We start from the raw sequence: 16,513 nt of genomic DNA on the forward strand, positions 1-16,513 counted from the left end.
GTGACTGCTTCGCTATGGCAGCAGTGCCTTAACCGGCTGCAAGATGAGTTGCCCTCGGCAGAATTCAGCATGTGGATCCGGCCGCTTCAAGCGGAGTTGAGTGACAATACTCTGACCCTGTATGCACCGAATCGCTTCGTTCTGGACTGGGTACGCGACAAGTACCTGCTCCGGGTCAACGGCATCATCAACGAGCTGTGCGGAGCCGATGCTCCCACCCTGCGTTTTGACATCGGTAATCGTCCCCATCCCGTCGCGGTCGCCAGAGCGCCGGCGCGTGGTGTCGATCCTGTGAATAACTCTCACAAGAGCTGGGAAAGCAAGGCGGAAGCCAAGCCCGAGCCGAACCACAAGAGCAACACCAACGTGAACTACACCTTCGAGAATTTCGTCGAAGGTAAGTCCAACCAGTTGGCCCGTGCGGCGGCCCGTCAGGTGGCCGACAATCCGGGTGGCGCTTATAACCCGCTGTTCCTCTATGGCGGCACCGGTCTGGGCAAGACCCACCTGCTGCACGCCGTTGGCAATGCCATCAAGGAACGCAAGAAAGACGCCAAAGTCATCTACATGCACTCCGAGCGCTTCGTCCAGGACATGGTGAAGGCGCTGCAGAATAACGCCATTGAAGAGTTCAAGCGTTATTACCGTAGCGTCGATGCCCTGCTCATCGATGACATCCAGTTCTTCGCCAACAAGGAGCGCTCCCAGGAGGAGTTCTTCCACACCTTCAACGCCCTGCTCGAAGGTAACCAGCAGATCATCCTGACCTCGGATCGCTATCCGAAGGAGATCAACGGTGTCGAGGATCGCCTCAAGTCCCGCTTCGGCTGGGGTCTGACGGTGGCGATCGAACCGCCGGAGCTGGAGACCCGGGTGGCTATCCTGATGCGCAAGGCGGACGAGAACCAGATCCATCTGCCGGACGAGGTGGCCTTCTTCATCGCCAAGCGTCTGCGCTCCAACGTCCGTGAACTGGAAGGTGCCCTCAACCGGGTGATCGCCAACGCCAACTTCACCGGCCGTGCCATCAACATCGACTTCGTGCGCGAGGCGCTGCGCGACCTCTTGGCCTTGCAGGAGAAGCTGGTCACCATAGACAACATCCAGAAGACGGTGGCGGAGTACTACAAGATCAAGCTGGCGGATCTGCTGTCCAAGCGTCGTTCCCGCTCCGTTGCCCGCCCGCGTCAGCTGGCGATGGCACTGGCCAAGGAGCTGACCAACCACAGTTTGCCGGAGATAGGGGATGCCTTTGGTGGCCGTGACCACACCACTGTTCTTCATGCCTGCCGCAAGATCGAGCAGCTGAAGGAGGAGAGTCACGACATCAAGGAAGACTATTCCAACCTGATCCGTACCCTCTCGTCCTGATAACGGAACTGAGTGGACAGATGGGGCTCGAATATTCCAACCTGATCCGAAATTTTTCCTCCTAATCACAACGGAGAGCACAGATGCAGCTCGAAATTAGCCGTGAGGCCCTGTTACGTCCTCTGCAACTGGTGTCCGGTGCCCTGGGTGGCCGGCCGACTCTGCCCATCCTCGGCAACGTCCTGCTCGATGTCAGCAATGGCCTGTTATCGCTGACCGGGACAGATCTCGAGGTGGAGATGATAGGCCAGGTCTATCTCAGCAGCGACAGCCAGGATGGGCGTACCACAGTACCGGCCCGCAAGTTGCTGGATATCTGCCGCGGCCTGCCGGAAGGGGCGGATATCCGTCTCAACACCGAAGGGGATCGCCTCATCATCCGCTCCGGTCGTTCCCGCTTCAATCTCTCGACCCTGCCGGCCACCGAGTACCCGAACATCGAGGACTGGGAATCCGTGCTCGAGTTCGACATCAGCCAGCTGGAGCTGAAGAAGCTGATCGATGCGACCCAGTTCTCCATGGCCAGCCAGGATGTGCGTTACTACCTGAACGGCATGCTGTTCGAGAGCGAGGGCCATGGCCTGCGCACCGTCGCCACCGACGGTCACCGCCTGGCCACCTGCCGCCGCGAAGTGGTCGGGGAATCGCTGCCCGATCATCAGGTCATCCTGCCCCGCAAGGGTGTGCTGGAGCTGGTGCGCCTCCTGGAGGCGGAAGACAAGCCGGTGCGGTTGCAGGTCGGTCGCAGCAACCTGCGTGCCGCCCTGGATGGCTTCATCTTTACCTCCAAGCTGGTGGATGGCCGCTTCCCGGACTGGCGTCGCGTCATTCCCCGGGGGAGCGACAAGGCCTTGATCGCCGGTCGTGAGGATCTGCGCCAGGCCTTCGCCCGCGCCGCCATCCTCTCCAACGAGAAATTCCGTGGGGTGCGTCTCAATCTGCAGGAAAACCTGCTGCGCATCACCGCCAACAACCCGGAACAGGAAGAAGCCGAGGAGCTGCTTGACGTACAATATGCCGCTGGCGAGATGGAGATCGGCTTCAACGTCTCCTATGTGCTGGACGTGCTGAATACGTTAAAATGTGACCAAATCCGGATCAGCCTGAGCGATTCCATCAGCAGTGCCATTATTGAGGATTTTGACAGCCAAGATGCCCAGTATGTGGTGATGCCGATGCGGATCTAGTCGTGTCCCTGGTCAAACTCCAGCTCAGCGACTTTCGCAACATCCAGCACGCCAGTCTCGCGCTGTCCCCCGGCCTCAATATCCTGGTCGGGTGCAATGGCAGCGGCAAGACCAGCGTGCTGGAAGCCATCCATTACCTCGGTCTCGGTCGTTCTTTTCGTACTCACCTGACCGGGCGGGTCATCCGCCAGGGGGAGAGGGCGTTTACCCTGTTTGCCCAGTGCGAGCTGGAGGGGCGTCAGGTGCCCATCGGGCTTGCCAAGGACAAGGGGGGCGAGACCCAGCTCAAGATCGCCGGGGCCCAGGCCCAGCGATTGGCCGATCTGGCCGAGCTGCTGCCGGTGCAGTTGATCCACCCAGATGGTTTCAACCTGCTGACCGGCGGGCCTCAGGCTCGCCGGGCCTGGCTGGACTGGGGCGTCTTCCATCAGGAGCCGACCTTCTTCTCCCTGTGGGGACGGGTACGGCGTCTGCTGAAACAGCGCAATGCGCTGCTGCGCCAGAGCAGCGAGTATCGCCAGCTGGCGTTCTGGGATCAGGAGCTGGTGCGGCTCGGGGGTGAACTGGCGGAGTTTCGCGCCAGTTACTGTCAGGCTATTACCCCCCTGATCAAGGAGATGACGGCGGATTTTCTGCCGGAATTCGACATCAGCCTCGGTTTCTATCGGGGCTGGGAGAGAGAGACTCCCCTCGGCGACTTGCTGGAGGCGGGGTTCGAGCGGGATCGTTCGCTGGGATACACTGGGGTCGGTCCGCAGAAGGCGGATGTGCGGCTCAAGGCGAACGGGGTGCCCGCTCAGGATATTTTGTCCAGGGGTCAGTTGAAGTTGCTGGTCTGTGCCATGCGACTGGCTCAAGGGCTCTATTTGAATCAACATAGCAGCCGTGGCTGTATTTTTTTAATTGACGATTTTGCCTCTGAACTGGATGTCGACAAACGTCGCCTGCTGGCCGCAAGGCTGAAGCAGTGTGCGTCCCAGGTGTTTATCACCGCCATCGATACCGGTCAGCTCGCAGACATGATGGATGCGAGTGACTGCAAGCTGTTCCACGTGGAACAAGGCAAGATCTCCGAAACGTTAGAGAAGGCAGAGAGTAAGCTATGAGTGAAAATACTTACGACTCCTCGAATATCAAGGTGCTGAAGGGCCTGGATGCGGTCCGCAAGCGCCCGGGGATGTATATCGGCGATACGGATGATGGCTCGGGCCTGCACCACATGGTGTTCGAGGTCGTCGATAACTCCATTGACGAGGCTCTGGCTGGCTACTGCTCCGATATTCAGGTCAAGATCCATTCCGACGGCTCCGTCTCAGTGCGTGACAACGGCCGGGGTATTCCGGTCGACATGCACGAGGAGGAGGGCCGCTCCGCCGCCGAAGTCATCATGACGGTGCTGCATGCCGGCGGCAAATTCGATGACAACTCCTACAAGGTATCCGGCGGCCTGCACGGCGTGGGTGTCTCCGTAGTTAATGCCCTCTCTGACAAGCTGCTGCTGACCATACGTCGCAACGGCCACGTCTACGAGCAGACCTATCACCTGGGTGAGCCGCAGGCGCCGCTCAAGCAGATTGGCGACAGCACGGGCACAGGTACCGAAGTGCGCTTCTGGCCGAGCCCGACCATCTTTACCGATACCCTGTATCACTACGAGATCCTGGCCAAGCGTCTGCGTGAGCTCTCTTTCCTGAACTCGGGTGTCTCCATCCGTCTTCTGGACGAGCGGGATGGCCGCGAGGCTCACTTCTGCTACGAGGGTGGCATCAAGGCCTTCGTCGAATACCTGAACCAGAACAAGACCCCGATCCATCCCAAGGTGTTCCACTTCACCACAGAGCAGGATGGCATCGGCGTCGAAGTGGCGATGCAGTGGAACGACGCCTATCAGGAAGGGGTCTACTGCTTCACCAACAACATCCCGCAGCGGGATGGTGGCACCCACCTGGTGGGCTTCCGTACCGCGCTGACCCGTACTCTGAACTCCTACATGGACAAAGAGGACTACAGCAAGAAGGCCAAGTCTGCCGCCAGTGGCGACGACGTGCGCGAAGGTTTGATTGCGGTCATCTCCGTCAAGGTGCCTGATCCCAAGTTCTCCTCCCAGACCAAGGACAAGCTGGTCTCTTCCGAAGTGAAGACAGCCGTTGAACAGGCGATGGGTGAGAAGCTGGCCGACTTCCTGCTGGAAAACCCGGGCGATGCCAAGATAGTGGTCAACAAGATCATTGATGCGGCCCGTGCCCGTGAAGCGGCCCGCAAGGCCCGCGAACTGACTCGCCGCAAGGGGGCCCTGGACATCGCCGGTCTGCCCGGCAAGCTGGCGGACTGTCAGGAGAAAGACCCGGCCCTCTCCGAACTCTACATAGTGGAAGGGGACTCTGCTGGCGGCTCCGCCAAGCAGGGTCGCAACCGCAAGAACCAGGCCATACTGCCGCTCAAGGGCAAGATCCTGAACGTGGAGAAGGCCCGTTTCGACAAGATGATCTCCTCGCAAGAGGTGGGCACCCTGATCACGGCACTGGGCTGCGGCATAGGTCGCGACGAGTACAACCCGGACAAGCTGCGTTACCACAACATCATCATCATGACGGATGCGGACGTCGATGGTGCGCACATCCGAACCCTGCTGCTGACCTTCTTCTACCGTCAGATGCCCGAGATCATCGAGCGTGGCTACGTCTTCATCGCCCAGCCGCCGCTCTACAAGGTCAAGAAGGGCAAGCAGGAGCAGTATCTGAAGGACGAAGACGCGCTGCTGCAGTACCAGACCTCCATGGCGCTGGACGGTGCTACCCTGCACGTCAACGAGTCTGCCCCTGCCATAGGTGGCGAGGCGCTGGAGCGTCTGGTCAACCAGCATCGTGCCGTCTCTCACCTGATCACCCGTATGTCCCGCCGTGCCCCGGATGCCGTGCTGACCCAGCTGATCTATCAGCCTGAGTTGAACGAAACCCTGCTGGCCAGCGAGAGCGATCTGCTGGCCTGGTGCCAGGGGATGGAAGCCGTGCTCAACGAGAGCAACCACGGCATCCAGTACCAGATCCAGGTACGTCGTGACGAGGAACGCAGCCTGTACGTGCCCCATGCCGTGGTGCGTCAGCACGGTGTCGACCGGGAGTACCCGATCAGCTACGACTTCCTGCAATCCTCCGAGTACCGTCAGCTGGTCTCCCTGGGCAAAGAGATCGCCAATCTGATCGAGGAAGGCGGTTTCATCAAGCGTGGCGAGAAGGTCAAACCTGTGGCCAACTTCGTGGAAGCCGTCGACTGGCTGATGGGCGAAGGCAAGCGTGGCATCTACATCCAGCGCTATAAAGGGCTGGGTGAGATGAACCCGGATCAGCTGTGGGAAACCACCATGGATCCGGAAGCCCGTCGCATGCTGCGCGTCACCATAGACGACGCCGTCGGCGCCGACCAGCTCTTCTCCACCCTGATGGGTGATGCGGTCGAGCCTCGTCGTGACTTCATCGAGACCAACGCCCTGCGGGTCGCCAACCTCGACGTCTAATCCGACGCACCCTCGCGATTGAACAAAGCCGCTCCCTGTGAGCGGCTTTTTGCTGGCTAACGCAGGCCCCCGAAGGTGCGGCGCCATTCGCTCGGCGACACGCCGAAACGGGTGCGAAAATGCTGGCGCAGGCTGGTGGCCGTCTTCAATCCCACCAGCTCGGCGATGCGATCCATGGAGTGGGAGCTCGTCTCCAGCAACTCCTGGCTGCGCCTGAGGCGCTCGGCCAGCAACCACTCCCCGACCGAGAGGCCGGTGGCTCGCTGGAAGCGACGGGTGAAGGTGCGGCGGCTCATCAGGCAGTGCTCTGCCAATGTGTCCAGGTTGTGAGGCTCGGCCAGGTGCATGCGCAGGTGGTCGAACAGCTGGTTGATCCTGGCATCCCGGGTGGAGGCGGGCACCGGCTGCTCGATGAACTGGGCCTGGCCCCCTTCCCGATGGGGCGGCACCACCAGGCGCCTGGCCAGCTTGTTGGCGATGCGGCTGCCATGGTGCTCGCGCACCAGGTAGAGGCAGCAGTCCAGCCCGGCGGCAGTGCCGGCCGAGGTGATGAGGCCCTCATCGTCCACGTAGAGGGCATTGGTATCTAGCCGCACGGCGGGAAAGCGGCCCATGAAGTCCTGCTCGAACTCCCAATGGGTCGAGGCCCTGCGCCCCTCCAGCAGACCGGCATAGGCCAGCACATAGGTGCCCAGACAGAGCCCCACTATCTGGGCACCCCTGTGTCGGGCGGCAATCAGGGCATCGAGCAGGAGCTGGGCCGGTCGTTCGGCCGGATCGCGCCAGAAGGGGATGATGACGATGTCAGCCCCGACCAACCCCTCCAACCCGTGGCTGGCGTCGATGCGAAAGCCCTGGGAGGAACCGGGCTGGCGGGTGGCATCGCCGGCGCAGAGTCTGAGTTCGAACAGGGAGGCGCCTGGCATCATGGTGTCGCCGAAGATGAGGCAGGGCACAGCGCAGTGAAAGGGGCTGAAGTGATCGAAGGTGATGACGGCGACGACGATGGGATTGGGCATGGTGGCAGACTCCTTTGCACTCGGATCCCCATGATAAGGGGCGGCAACAGAAAGCCGAAGGGCCATGTGGGGGCATGGCCCTCTCTCATCAGAGGACGATGGACTCGCCATCCTCGGGTACCAGCACCCGCGTTGCCATCCCCTGTTTGCCGATGTAGTCGCGCAGCTCGTTCCGTGTAAGCAGGGCATGATTGACCGCCTCCATGTGGCTGGCGATCAGGGTGGCCTGTGGCGCGGCCTGATACACGGCGGCGACATCCTCCTTGCCCATGATGATGGAACCCAGTCCCGGCACCTGGGCATCGCCACAGTTGAGGATGACGACCTCGGGCTGGTGCCGTTGCAGTGCTTGTTCTACCTGGGCGTTCCAGACGGTGTCACCCGCCAGATAGAGGGTCTTCTCTGCGGGATGGGAGAAGACCACCCCAGATACCTCACCCAGTCGCTCGGCCAACACTGCCATGACCTGATCGTTGCCGTGTTGCCCTTCGGTCTGGTGCAACCGGATCCCGGCAAACTCGGCCTGCTCGCTCAGCAGGCGCACATCCTTGAAGCCGCTGGCGCTTATGCTGTCGGCATCCTTCTGGTGTTGTACAAACAGCGGGAGATGCTTGGGCAGCAGTTGCTGCGCGGCAGGGTCCCAGTGATCCAGGTGATCGTGGGTGACTATCACCGCATCCACATCGAGGATCTCCGTCATGGGCAGGGGTAGCTCGACCAGGGGATTGCGCAGCTGGCTGTTGGCCGTTCCCTCAAACCCCGGGAGGCAGCCCTTGGCAGACAACATGGGATCGATCAGGAAGCGGGTGCCGGCGTAGTGGATGAGCAGGGTGGCATTGCGAACCTGGGTAACTTGCATGGTGTGCTCCGGTCTCTGGTGGGGGGACGCAACCAGTATGGCGCGGAGGGCATCAGGGGATGAGTGGCCCGCGGGCCGATTACCGTATCAATCGGGCCAATATCGACTCTGATGGGCGGCCAAAAATTTCTTTTCATTTTTTCCCTTGAAAGGAAAAAGCTAGCCCCTATATAGGTAACAAGGCCGGAACGCTCGACAGAGGTTTCGACCAGGCGCCCGTCCATCAGGAGGGCAAACAATCCGTTATCGCTCACAAGAGGGTAATACTATGCGTTCTATCGACTTTTCTCCGCTCTATCGTTCTGCCATTGGTTTCGATCGTCTGGCCAATCTCATCGAATCTGCGGCCAGCAATGGCAATGCCGGTTATCCCCCCTACAACATCGAGCAACTGGGTGACAACGACTACCGCATCAGCATGGCGGTGGCGGGCTTTACCCAGGAAGAGCTGGAGCTGAGTTTCCAGGAAAATCTGCTGACGGTGAAGGGCAGCAAGCAGGCTGACACCGAGCGCCACTATCTCTATCAGGGCATAGCCGAGCGCGGCTTCGAGCGTCGCTTCCAGCTGGCCGACTATGTGCGGGTGAAAGGGGCCGATCTCAAGAATGGCTTGCTGCACATTGATCTGGCCCGTGAAGTGCCCGAGGCGATGAAACCCCGCAAGATCGAGATCAACGGCTGATAGCCTGAACTCTCAGTGTTTTTACCTGCTTCCCGGGTGCCGATGACGGGCCTGTGGAGAGTCAAACCTGTTGCTTATTAGAAGGATAGGATTATGCGTAACCTCGATTTTTCTCACCTCTCTTCCAATGCAGTCGGCTTCGAGCGGATGGCCCGCGAGCTGGAAGGCCTGTTCGACCAGAAGGCGGCGGCCTATCCCCCTTACAACATCGAGAAGCGGGAGCATGACGGCTACCGCATCACGGTCGCCGTGGCTGGCTTCGAGCGCGAAGAGCTGGAGCTGGAGACCGAAAACGGCACCCTCAAGGTGAAGGGGCGCAAGGCCGCAGCGGCCGGTGAGCGTCAGTTCCTCCACCAGGGAATTGCCGAGCGTGACTTCGAGCTCGCCTTCAAGCTGAGCCAGCACGTGGAGGTACAGGGGGCCAGACTGGAGCATGGTCTGCTGACCATAGATCTCGCCCGCGAATTGCCGGAGGCACTCAAGCCCCGCGCCATCCCCATCGGCAAACCCGATCAGCTGGCGCTGCCGAGTTAAGTAGGGGAGCCTGACACCAGAGACGAGAAAGGCCTGCGATCGCAGGCCTTTCTTTTATCTGCAGGCAAGTCAGCTAGCTGCCGCGGTAAATGGCGTTGATCTCGTCCGCCAGTATGGCGATGCCGCGTCGCACCAGCTCCTCGCTCTGGGAGTAGTTGAGGCGGATGCACTCCTGGCTGTGGCGCCATTCTGGGTCGTCGATACCGGGGAAGAAGTAGTGACCCGGCACTATCAGCAGGTTCTTCGCCTTCAGCCGCTCGTAGAGCTCCTGGCAGTGGATCGGCAGGCCTTCGAACCAGAGCCAGAGGAAGAGGGCACCTTCCGGCTTGTGGATGTGGAAGCGCGGGTCGGGAATGGCTTCGCGTAGCAGTTGCACCGCGAAGTCGGCCTTCTGCTTGTAGAAGGGTTTCACCACCTGTTCGCTCAGGGCGATGATCTCGCCGCTCTCTATCATGGGGATGGTGATGGCGGGCCCCAGGCTGCCCGGCGCCAGGTTGATGATGCCGCTCAGGTTGGTGATGGCCTGGATGATCTTCTCGTCGGCGATGACGATGCCGCAGCGGGTGCCCGGCAGGCCCAGCTTGGAGAGGCTCATGCAGAGTATGGTGTTGGCATTCCAGAACGGCTTGGCCTCGCTGAAGATGATGCCGGGGAAGGGCACACCATAGGCGTTGTCGAGCAGCAGCGGGATCCCCTTGTCGCGGGCGATCTGATCCAGGTGCTCTATCTCTTCATCGGTCAGCACGTTGCCTGTGGGGTTGGTGGGGCGAGAGACGCAGATCACTCCGATGTCGTCGCCTACCTCCAGACTCTCGAAATCCACATGGTATTTGAACTGGCCGTCGGACAGCTTCTCTATGGTGGGCTTGTAGGCGACGAAGTGATCCTCCGCCAGGGCCGAGTCCGCATAGCCGATATATTCGGGGGCCAGGGGGAAGAGCACCTTCTTCTTGCGGCCATCGGCGAACTCGCCGGCCAGCAGGTTGAACAGGTAGAAGAAGGCATTCTGGCTGCCGTTGGTCAGGGCTATGTTGCGGGCCGAGATGTCCCAGCCCAGCTCTCTCTTGAGCAGGGCGGCCAGCGCCTTGGTGAACCTGTCCTTGCCTTGCGGGCCATCGTAGTTGGCCATGGCCTTGATCAGCTCGCCATTGTCGAGCAGCTGCTTGGCCTCGGTCTGAAAGCGTTCCAGCATGGCGGGGATGGGGGCCGGATTGCCGCCTCCGAGCATGATGGCGTCCGGATTGAGCAGCCCCTGATTGAGGTCATCCATGAGTTGGGTAATACCGGCGTGGCGAGTGAACTTCTCGCCGAACAAGGAGAATTCCATTCGGTGACAGATCCAGAGTCAGTTACGGGGGAGCTAGCACCATAGCTCAGTTTAAAAGCGGGTGTCGATCAAAATCATGGGACGTTCCACGTGGAACGGGCCCCGGAAATTGGATGTGGTAAAAATTACCATTTATGGGTTTCAAAATAACCAGCAAGATGGGCAACAAAGCCTCAAATGGCGTCATATTTCATTTTATTTAAACAAAATCAATTGTTTATATAGTTGGCACGACTATTGGAATAACTCTCTGGTCATCTCAACCATACCGGAGCAAGCCAGATGAAGACCCTGATCGCGACCCTGATACTGAGCAGCCTGAGCATGAACGTCATGGCCAACGACAACCCCAGGCCCGAGCTGGATAGCGCCAAGCTGGCGCATGAAATGCGTGCCCAGCAGCAGCAGGCATCCCATGCCGTGGTACTGGATGCCATCCACAACCTCCAGCCATTGGCACTGGATACCCTGGTGGTGGAGGTCAGCCCCGCCGTGGCGACTCACCCCGAGAGTTGAGGTGACGCAGGGGCGTCTGCCCCGAGTGCTGTTTGAAGAAGCTGATGAAGGCGCTGTCGCTGGAGAACTCCAGGGAAGCGGCAATCCGGCTGATGGGTTCGCTTTCTGCCAGCAACTCCATGGCTCGCAGCAGTCGCCACTGCTGGCGCCAGGCCTGATAGTTCATGCCGGTCTCCCTCATGAAGATGCGACTTATGGTCTTGTCACTGGCACCCACCTCCTCGGCCAGCCGGTTGAGCCGAGGGGGCAGGGTGTCGCCCCGCTTTATCTTCTTCAGCCAGGCCGCCAGTCGCGGATCTGACGGCAACGGCAACTGCCAGGACTCCCGGGGTGCCTGCTCCAACTCCTCCATAAAGAGAGCCAGCGTCCGCTGCTGCTCCTCTTGTGGCTGGTCCCATGGCCAGAGCGCCATCCGTTCGATCAGTGCCTGCAGCAGCGGATTGACCGCCAGCACCGCCATTGTGGTCGGCAACTCGGGGTGCGGGGTGAAGTAGAGGGAGCGATAGGCCACCACACCGCGCATCAAGACCCTGTGGGGCGTGCCCGCCGGCAGCCAGGCCGCTCGCGTCGGCGGGAGCAGGCAAACCCTGTCCGCCAGCTCCATGGTCATGCAGCCGGATTGGGCGAACAGCAGCTGGTGGCGCTGGTGCCTGTGCAGGCCGGAGTCATGCCAGCCCAGCGCTGAGGCGATGCCGATCACGCTGCCAGCGTGGCTGTCCGGGTCGAAAGGGTGATCGGGAAGAATAAAGGCCATGTGTCCGATTTTTGATGTATATAGTCCTGCTTATTGTAATGGGACATTCCCCCTCTCTCTAGAATGACGACCTCTTGTGAAGGAGGTTTGTCATGCATAACAAGTTGCCACCGCGCTGGCTGGTGGTGGGATTGATGATGTTTCCCCAGATGGTTGAGACCCTCTACAGCCCGGTATTGACCCAGATTGCCAGCCAGTTTGGGGTGAGCGAGGGGCAGGCATCCCAGACCCTGTCGGTCTATTTCCTGGCGTTTGCGGTGGGCGTGGTCTGCTGGGGTCGGCTCTGCGATCTCGTCGGGCGGCGTCCCGCCATGCTGGCGGGCTTGTTCACCTACGGGGTGGGCACCCTGCTGGCGCTGCTGGCCAGTGAGTTCGAGACCCTGCTGCTGGCCAGGGTCGTCTCGGCCTTCGGCGCCGCCGTGGGATCAGTGGTGACCCAGACCATGCTGCGCGACAGCTATCAGGGGGGCGAGCTGGCGCGGGTCTTCTCGGTGATGGGCGTGGCGCTTTCCCTCAGCCCCGTGCTGGGGCTGGTGAGCGGCGGCCTGCTTGCCGAGCAGTTTGGCTATCTCGGGGTCTTCAGCGGCTTGCTGGTGCTGGCGGCACTGTTGCTGCTGGTGGCCGGTCGGTGGCTGCCGGAAACCCGTCCGGCCAGCACACAGCGAGTCGCACTCTGGCCGCTGGCAGCCAGGATGGCCAGGGATGGCGGGCTCTGGCGCAGCGCTGTCCTGGTCGCCCTGTTCAACACCATGCTGTTTGGCTACTACAGCCTGGCTCCCTTCCTGTTTGACGGGTTGGGATTGAGGGTGAGCGACTTTGGTTACTCCGGGGTCTTGCTGGCGCTGGCGACCCTGCTCGGCAGCCTGCTCAACAAGCAGCTGCTGGGGAAGGGTTGGCAGCCGTCATCCCTGATCAGGCTGGCCTGCACACTGGCGCTGGTTTGCGGGCTGCTGGTCTGGGCGAGTCAGGCCTCGCTCTGGTTCCTGCTGCCCATGATGGGAACAGTGGTGGCCTATGGGGTGGCTATCCCCAATGTGTTGAGTGAGGCCTTGCAGGCCTACAGAGCTGTGGCAGGGAGCGCGGGTGCTCTGTTCGGGCTGGCCTATTACCTGCTGCTCAGCCTGGGATTGACGGTGGCAGCCGGCTTGCAGGATCTGGGGCTGCTGCTCGCCGGCTGCGGTCTGCTGGCGCTGCTCTGCAGCGGGCGCCGTTCCACGTGAAACATCGGCTACCGATGAAGCGGTAGCCGATGTCGGGTACGGTGTTTCGAACGGGGTGGGTTGCTTGTGCCTGTTTCAACTGCCGATGAAGCGGTAGCCGATGCCGGACTCGGTCTCGATCAGGCTGGGCTGCTGGGGGTTATCTCCCAGCTTCTTGCGCAGGCTGGCGATGACGATGCGCAGGTAGTGGGTATCTTCCTTGTGGCTGGGCCCCCAGATGTCGTTGAGCAGCTGGGTCTGCAGCACCAGCTTGCCGGGGTGGCACACCAGGGCCTGCAGCAGGGCGAACTCCTTGCGGGAGAGGGGGATCTCCTCATCCCCCATGGTGACCTTGTGGCTGCCGGTATCCAGGCTCAGGCCGCACTGGGGGAAGTGACGGCATTCGCCGCTGCTGACCCCGGCACGCTGGCGCAGCAGCACCCGGATGCGGGCCATCATCTCCCCTATGCCGAACGGCTTGCTCATGTAGTCGTTGGCCCCGGCATCCAGCAGCCGCACCTTCTCCTGCTCCGAATCCCGTGCCGACAGCACCAGCACAGGGTTGGGGTGGTGTTCGCGGATGGCCTGCAAGATCTGGATGCCGTCCCCGTCCGGCAGGCCGAGATCCAGGATCACCAGATCGGGGTTGAGGTGGCGGTACTGCGCCAGCCCTTCGTTGACGCCCACCGCCTCGCTCACCTGGTGCCCCTCGGCGACCAGGCTGATCCGCAGAAAGCGGCGAATGGCCGCTTCATCATCTATGACCAGGATATGGGCCATCTAGCCTCCAGAGGCGAGTGTTGGGGGCTGGGGACGGCTGACCCCAGGAGCCCGGAATGTGCGCATCATACCTCGGGTGAGTTGAGGGAGAGCGGCAGTGAGATACGCATGCAGGTGCCGTTGCCGTTGGGGCCGGCAAACGCCCAGATGCGACCACCGTGGGCTTCTATCATAGCGCGTGAAATGGCGAGGCCAAGCCCGGTGCCGCGACTGCCGCAATCACCCACCGGCTGGGTGTAGAAGAGGTTGAAGATCTTGTCCCGATCCGACTCGGCGATGCCGACCCCTATGTCGATGATGTCGATGATGAGGTCAGGGTCCGCCAGCATCACCTTGAACTCTATGGGGGTGCCGGCCGGCGAGTAGCGGGAGGCGTTGTCGAGGATGTTGACCAGTACCTGCTCGATCAGGGCGCCGTGCACATAGAGCTGGGGGATTTGCTGATCGAAGTGGATCAGCAGCTTGTGCTGGCGCCAGGAGGAGTCCAGCCGCTTGCGGGCACTATCCACCAGATCGGCGAGGTCGACCCACTCCCGCTTCAGCTGGAAGTCCGGGGAGCCGATGCGGGTCATGTCCAGCAGGTTCTGCACATAGCTGTGCAGGCGGCGCGCCTCCTCCTGCACCGAGTGGAGCAGCTCGCTGCGATCCTCGGCACTGATCCTGTCACCGTACTCCTGCAGTGTGCTGCCGGCCCCCATGATGGTCGCCAGCGGCGTCTTCAGATCGTGGGAGACCGAGGAGAGCAGGGCGGCGCGCATCCGATCCGTCTCCGCCTGCAGCTGGCTGTCGGCCAGCCGCTCGTTGAGATCGATCCGGGCCAGGGCGGCGCGGATGTCGGTGAGCAGGGCCTGCAACTGGTGTTCGGCGGAGGAGGCGAGCGGGCTGGCCAGCCGAATCCCCAGCACCAGTTCGTCGGTGAGGTGGTGGTACTGGGCCTCGGCGGCATTGAGGGTAGCGGTGTGGGCCCCGGCGCTCTGCTTCTGGGCCAGGCACCAGTCGATGGCGGCCTTGTCGGTCTGGCCCGGTCCCCGCACCTCGTCTCCGGCTCTGTACTGGTACTCCTCATCCAGGGCGAACACGGGCTGCCCCAAGGCCAGTGAGATGGCCTGGGTTCCCTGCCTGAGTACCTCCACCGGGCTGCTGGCGGTGGCCAGCCCCTGGCTCAGGGACAGCAGGGCGTTGCCGAGCTGCTGGGTCTCGCGCAGGCCGATCAACTGCTGACGCTGGCGGGAGGCGAGCCGCCCCGCCGTCATGCCGACGATGAGCAGCACGAACAGGGTGAGCAGGTCGCTGTGGCTGGCCACGCTCAGGGAGAAGTAGGGGGCGGTGAACAGCAGGTTGTGGGCGACGAACCCCAGCACGGCGGCCAGGATGGCGGGCACCAGGCTGGTGGTGAGGGCCGTGGCGAGTACCCCCAGCACGAACAGCAGCGGCAGGGAGGCGGGCGGCAGCCAGTGGGAGAGTCCCCAGGCGCTGGCTGAGGTCACCGCCATTATGGCGATGGCCAGCAGGCTCTGGCGAATGTCCTTGGGGTGGAGTGGTTGCAGCCTCAGTCCTGGCTTGTTCTTCTCCGTATCCACCAGCGTGATCTCGAATCCCTGTGCCTGTTTCAGCAGGTGCTGCACCAGGGAGCGGCGCCAGGGCGGGTTGTGGGGCTTGCCGAGCAACAGCTGCGAGACCTGCTGCTGTTCGGCCGTCTCCAGCAGGGCATCGGCGACCGCCGGGCTGGACAGGGTCAACACCTTGGCGCCGAGGTGAGAGGCCAGCGCCAGCGCCTGCTCCAGTTCAGGGGAGCGCTGCCCCTTGCTGTCGATGTGCACCACTAGCCAGGGCAGCTGGCGGCGCTGGGCGAAGCGGTGGCCGTAGCGCACCAGGGCCGAGCCGTGCTGATCACCGAGGCAGACCATCAGCTTGCCCCGCAGCGGCAGCGTGGTCTTGCCCGCCGCCTGCCACTGCAGTTGCAGATCCCCCTCCACGTGGCTGGCGGCAGTCTGCATCGCCAGTTCCCGCAGGGCGGTCAGGTTGTTGAGGGAGAAGAAGGATTGCAGGGCGGCCTTGGCCTGATGGGGCACATAGACCTTGCCCTCCTTGAGCCGGCCGAGCAGCTCTTTGGGGGGAAGGTCTATGAGGACTATGCTGTCCGCCTCCAGCAGCACCTGATCGGGCAGGGTCTCCTTGACCCTGACCCCGGTCAGTTGCCACACCAGATCGTTGAGGCTCTCCAGGTGCTGCACATTGAGGGTGGAGTAGACGTCTATGCCGGCGCCGAGCAGTTCCTCCACATCCTGCCAGCGTTTCTCGTGGCGGCTGCCGGGGGCATTGGTGTGGGCCAGCTCATCCACCACTACGATGGCGGGCTTGCGTTCGAGCAAGCCATCGAGATCCATCTCCTCCAGCCGTTGCTGGCGGTGGTGATGGAGCTTGCGTGGCTGGATGGCGAGCTTGTCGAGCAGCGCCAGGGTTTCCTGGCGCCCGTGGGTCTCGACCACGCCGATGAGAATGTCGACCCCTTCCTTGGCCTGTTCCCGTACCGCCTGCAACATGGCGTAGGTCTTGCCTACGCCGGGGGCGGCGCCGAGGAAGACCTTCAGCTTGCCCTTGTGTTCCTCTTCCAGGCTTGCCAGCAAGGCATCGGCCCGAACCTCATCACGCATTCCCGTGCTCCTGCTCCAGGCTTGCCAGCAGGGCACCCGCCTTTACCTCATCACGCATTCCCGTGCTCCTGCTCCATGCCTGCCAGCAGGGCAACCGTCTTTACCACATCACGCATC

General features: G+C 61.9%; 14 protein-coding genes. 8 read left to right on the plus strand and 6 right to left on the minus strand.

Features of this window, described 5'->3' with window-relative positions; translation table 11 throughout:
- From dnaA to gyrB, 4 genes are all read left to right on the plus strand, one after another.
- Positions 1 to 1,371 (plus strand): chromosomal replication initiator protein DnaA, encoded by a 1,371-nt coding sequence (gene dnaA, locus Aeroheme_RS00005; protein WP_025325183.1) that lies wholly within the window; start codon positions 1 to 3, stop codon positions 1,369 to 1,371.
- A gap of 83 nt (positions 1,372 to 1,454) precedes the next feature.
- On the plus strand, positions 1,455 to 2,558 hold the full coding sequence (dnaN, locus tag Aeroheme_RS00010) for a DNA polymerase III subunit beta (protein ID WP_025325184.1): 1,104 nt from the start codon (positions 1,455 to 1,457) through the stop codon (positions 2,556 to 2,558).
- A gap of 2 nt (positions 2,559 to 2,560) precedes the next feature.
- On the plus strand, positions 2,561 to 3,664 hold the full coding sequence (gene recF / locus Aeroheme_RS00015; protein WP_411166486.1) for a DNA replication/repair protein RecF: 1,104 nt from the start codon (positions 2,561 to 2,563) through the stop codon (positions 3,662 to 3,664).
- Positions 3,661 to 6,072, plus strand: coding sequence for a DNA topoisomerase (ATP-hydrolyzing) subunit B (gene gyrB, locus Aeroheme_RS00020; RefSeq protein WP_106885373.1), 2,412 nt, complete (start codon positions 3,661 to 3,663; stop codon positions 6,070 to 6,072). Before recF ends, gyrB begins: the two co-directional genes overlap by 4 nt.
- Before the next feature lie 56 nt (positions 6,073 to 6,128).
- Here gyrB and Aeroheme_RS00025 read toward each other — a convergent pair whose 3' ends face one another.
- Together Aeroheme_RS00025 and Aeroheme_RS00030 are read right to left on the minus strand one after the other, a co-directional pair.
- A complete protein-coding gene (locus Aeroheme_RS00025; protein ID WP_411166487.1) occupies positions 6,129 to 7,091 on the minus strand; it encodes a GlxA family transcriptional regulator in 963 nt (320 codons plus the stop codon).
- Between the two features lie 88 nt (positions 7,092 to 7,179).
- The gene (locus tag Aeroheme_RS00030) at positions 7,180 to 7,950 is read right to left on the minus strand and encodes an MBL fold metallo-hydrolase (protein WP_411166488.1); all 771 of its coding nucleotides are present in this window, start codon (positions 7,948 to 7,950) and stop codon (positions 7,180 to 7,182) included.
- A 268-nt stretch (positions 7,951 to 8,218) separates the two neighbouring features.
- Between Aeroheme_RS00030 and Aeroheme_RS00035 the strand changes: the two genes are divergently transcribed.
- Together Aeroheme_RS00035 and Aeroheme_RS00040 are read left to right on the plus strand one after the other, a co-directional pair.
- Positions 8,219 to 8,632 carry an Hsp20 family protein gene (locus Aeroheme_RS00035; RefSeq protein WP_411166489.1) on the plus strand — a complete coding sequence of 138 codons (414 nt, stop codon included), beginning with the start codon at positions 8,219 to 8,221 and terminating at the stop codon, positions 8,630 to 8,632.
- Positions 8,633 to 8,725: 93 nt separating this feature from the next.
- Positions 8,726 to 9,166, plus strand: coding sequence for an Hsp20 family protein (locus Aeroheme_RS00040; RefSeq protein ID WP_025325190.1), 441 nt, complete (start codon positions 8,726 to 8,728; stop codon positions 9,164 to 9,166).
- A 73-nt stretch (positions 9,167 to 9,239) separates the two neighbouring features.
- Here Aeroheme_RS00040 and Aeroheme_RS00045 read toward each other — a convergent pair whose 3' ends face one another.
- Positions 9,240 to 10,493, minus strand: coding sequence for a valine--pyruvate transaminase (locus Aeroheme_RS00045; RefSeq protein ID WP_163148256.1), 1,254 nt, complete (start codon positions 10,491 to 10,493; stop codon positions 9,240 to 9,242).
- Positions 10,494 to 10,775: 282 nt separating this feature from the next.
- Here Aeroheme_RS00045 and Aeroheme_RS00050 point away from each other — a divergent pair, with 282 nt between their 5' ends.
- A complete protein-coding gene (locus Aeroheme_RS00050; RefSeq protein WP_411166490.1) occupies positions 10,776 to 11,009 on the plus strand; it encodes a hypothetical protein in 234 nt (77 codons plus the stop codon).
- Here the strand turns inward: Aeroheme_RS00050 and Aeroheme_RS00055 are convergent.
- Positions 10,975 to 11,763, minus strand: coding sequence for an AraC family transcriptional regulator (locus tag Aeroheme_RS00055; RefSeq protein ID WP_411166491.1), 789 nt, complete (start codon positions 11,761 to 11,763; stop codon positions 10,975 to 10,977). The genes Aeroheme_RS00050 and Aeroheme_RS00055 overlap by 35 nt on opposite strands.
- Before the next feature lie 92 nt (positions 11,764 to 11,855).
- Between Aeroheme_RS00055 and Aeroheme_RS00060 the strand changes: the two genes are divergently transcribed.
- Positions 11,856 to 12,983, plus strand: coding sequence for a multidrug effflux MFS transporter (locus tag Aeroheme_RS00060; RefSeq protein WP_411166492.1), 1,128 nt, complete (start codon positions 11,856 to 11,858; stop codon positions 12,981 to 12,983).
- 75 nt (positions 12,984 to 13,058) lie between these two features.
- On the opposite strand, the gene Aeroheme_RS00065 is transcribed toward Aeroheme_RS00060, so the two are convergent.
- Positions 13,059 to 13,742, minus strand: coding sequence for a response regulator (locus Aeroheme_RS00065; RefSeq protein ID WP_106885366.1), 684 nt, complete (start codon positions 13,740 to 13,742; stop codon positions 13,059 to 13,061).
- 65 nt (positions 13,743 to 13,807) lie between these two features.
- Positions 13,808 to 16,396, minus strand: a complete 2,589-nt coding sequence (locus Aeroheme_RS00070) for a sensor histidine kinase (RefSeq protein WP_111911383.1) — start codon at positions 16,394 to 16,396, stop codon at positions 13,808 to 13,810.
- Positions 16,397 to 16,513: the final 117 nt, after the last annotated feature.

The organism is Aeromonas sp. DSM 116730, from assembly GCF_046581335.1.
In the GTDB taxonomy this organism is placed as follows: domain Bacteria; phylum Pseudomonadota; class Gammaproteobacteria; order Enterobacterales; family Aeromonadaceae; genus Aeromonas; species Aeromonas rivipollensis.

Excerpts from the sequence above, each read along its gene's own strand:
- dnaN (WP_025325184.1), top strand. The coding sequence starts at position 1,455 with ATGCAGCTCGAAATTAGCCGTGAGGCCCTGTTACGTCCTCTGCAACTG.
- gyrB (WP_106885373.1), top strand. The coding sequence starts at position 3,661 with ATGAGTGAAAATACTTACGACTCCTCGAATATCAAGGTGCTGAAGGGC.
- Aeroheme_RS00025 (WP_411166487.1), bottom strand. The coding sequence starts at position 7,091 with ATGCCCAATCCCATCGTCGTCGCCGTCATCACCTTCGATCACTTCAGC.
- Aeroheme_RS00030 (WP_411166488.1), bottom strand. The coding sequence starts at position 7,950 with ATGCAAGTTACCCAGGTTCGCAATGCCACCCTGCTCATCCACTACGCC.
- Aeroheme_RS00035 (WP_411166489.1), top strand. The coding sequence starts at position 8,219 with ATGCGTTCTATCGACTTTTCTCCGCTCTATCGTTCTGCCATTGGTTTC.
- Aeroheme_RS00040 (WP_025325190.1), top strand. The coding sequence starts at position 8,726 with ATGCGTAACCTCGATTTTTCTCACCTCTCTTCCAATGCAGTCGGCTTC.
- Aeroheme_RS00045 (WP_163148256.1), bottom strand. The coding sequence starts at position 10,493 with ATGGAATTCTCCTTGTTCGGCGAGAAGTTCACTCGCCACGCCGGTATT.
- Aeroheme_RS00050 (WP_411166490.1), top strand. The coding sequence starts at position 10,776 with ATGAAGACCCTGATCGCGACCCTGATACTGAGCAGCCTGAGCATGAAC.
- Aeroheme_RS00055 (WP_411166491.1), bottom strand. The coding sequence starts at position 11,763 with ATGGCCTTTATTCTTCCCGATCACCCTTTCGACCCGGACAGCCACGCT.
- Aeroheme_RS00060 (WP_411166492.1), top strand. The coding sequence starts at position 11,856 with ATGCATAACAAGTTGCCACCGCGCTGGCTGGTGGTGGGATTGATGATG.
- Aeroheme_RS00065 (WP_106885366.1), bottom strand. The coding sequence starts at position 13,742 with ATGGCCCATATCCTGGTCATAGATGATGAAGCGGCCATTCGCCGCTTT.
- Aeroheme_RS00070 (WP_111911383.1), bottom strand. The coding sequence starts at position 16,396 with ATGCGTGATGAGGTTCGGGCCGATGCCTTGCTGGCAAGCCTGGAAGAG.